This window comes from Priestia sp. P5_B4 (genome assembly GCF_056400385.1).
The window spans coordinates 1-1641 of record NZ_JBFULJ010000851.1; the positions used below are offsets into that span (position 1 = coordinate 1).

Here is a 1641-nt window from a genome sequence, read left to right on the forward strand (position 1 = left end):
ACTGTCCTCTTACACAGGCTTCACACGTTCTGCAGCTAAGCGTAGGTTCAACTGCTATGCGGTCACCTAAAGAAAATTTCGTTTCCCCTCGGATCTCTTCTATAACTCCACTGAATTCATGCCCCATAATAAGTGGCGCTTGTGATCTAGGATGTTTTCCAAAATAAATCATCATATCCGTTCCGCAAATTCCAGCATGAGATACCTTTACAAGCGCTTCTCCTTCTTTTATAACCGGTTTCGCTTTTTGCTGCATAACGGCTTTTGTTTCTGAAACGTAGACACCTGCTTTCATTTTTCCATCCCCTTTGTATACTTGTCGACAAGTTAAAGATAAGAAGGTCCAAAAACATTTTGAATCTTTTATCCTTTTTTATGCTTCATTCAAAAGTGAAGCTGTTATCGTATTTCGCGTGTCTTCAAAGTGACGCTTCACTTCATCTTGAATACGTTCTGTATTTTGAGACTTTAATGCTTTAATCATTTCATGATGCTGCTTTATCAGTGGGAGCACAGCTGCTTTATCATCTCGAAATCTTTTTTCAGTGGTAATTAAAAGAGCAGCTAAAATAATTTCACGGATGCTTTCCCACAATTTTAATATCCGTTTGTGGCCTGCTTCGATAATCACGAGCTCATGAAACCGCAAATCTTGATAAGCAAACTCTACATAGTCATCGTATTTAGCTGCCATGTTCATTTGATCAATACTTTGCTCAAGCTTTTTAATAAGCGAATCATGGTTGACTTCAGATAGACGTTCTAAGACAAAATGTTCTAAAAGCAGACGAACATCGTACAGCTCGTTTAAATCCCTAGCTGTTAAACCAATAACAACTGCTCCCATTCGCTGTAAATCAATGAGTCCTTCGTTTGAAAGGGTCCGCAGCGCTTCTCTTATAGGAGATCGACTCGTTCCAAACTCTGCCGAGAGCTGATTTTCCGATAGTATGGTTCCTTTCTTCAGCTCGCCGCTCATAATTTGAATTCTTAATTTGCTTACAACTTGCTCTCCCAGCGAGGCTCCGCGAAGCCATTTTTCCGGATAGGTTACCTTTTTAATGTGTCATCACTTCCTTAGCCAACTTGTATACAAGTATTCAAGATTTAGTATATAGAGAAGTAATCTGATTGTAAACGTTTTCTTTATAGAATGTATATTTTTACAACTCTTTCTTACACTAAGAACTACTGATAAATAAAAGGTGGGAAGATGAATGAATCAAATTATATTATGGGGGATTCTTGTTATTCCATGGTTTTTACTGCTGCTACTTGATAAACAGCGTGTTAAACGATTTTTTACTGTAGGGTTATTTGCTGCATTAATGATGACAATCGCCTATCAAGTAGCGGAAAAAATGCACTGGTGGACGGTTCAAGAAAACGTATTTTTTCTTACTAGCATGGGAGCAACGATTTATTGCCTTCATATTGTGATTACGATCTTTGTCTTTTACCTGACGTATCCGGGGTTTATCTTGTACATAATTGTTAACATTATTTTGGATTTGATTCATGGTTATCTTATTGTTCCTTTTCTTGCTAAAATCGGGCTTTATAATCTGTATGATATCAGTCATTTTGGGCTTTTCCTTGTCATGACTACCGTAGCTATTATCCTTTACTTGTTTCAACGGC

Annotated in this window: 3 protein-coding genes; 1 reads left to right on the top strand and 2 read right to left on the bottom strand. The window is 37.6% G+C overall.

Translation table 11 applies throughout. The features are described 5' to 3' along the window. Both AC1DRF_RS26670 and AC1DRF_RS26675 read right to left on the bottom strand, forming a co-directional pair. Window positions 1-295, bottom strand: a 295-nt coding sequence (locus AC1DRF_RS26670) for an alcohol dehydrogenase catalytic domain-containing protein (protein WP_477742152.1), incomplete at its 3' end; no start/stop codon positions are given. A 78-nt stretch (window positions 296-373) separates the two neighbouring features. Further along, complete coding sequence (locus AC1DRF_RS26675) at window positions 374-1018, bottom strand: GntR family transcriptional regulator (protein WP_272911147.1); 645 nt, start codon at window positions 1016-1018, stop codon at window positions 374-376. A 199-nt stretch (window positions 1019-1217) separates the two neighbouring features. Between AC1DRF_RS26675 and AC1DRF_RS26680 the strand changes: the two genes are divergently transcribed. After that, on the top strand, window positions 1218-1641 hold a 424-nt coding region (locus AC1DRF_RS26680), incomplete at its 3' end, for a hypothetical protein (protein WP_477742153.1).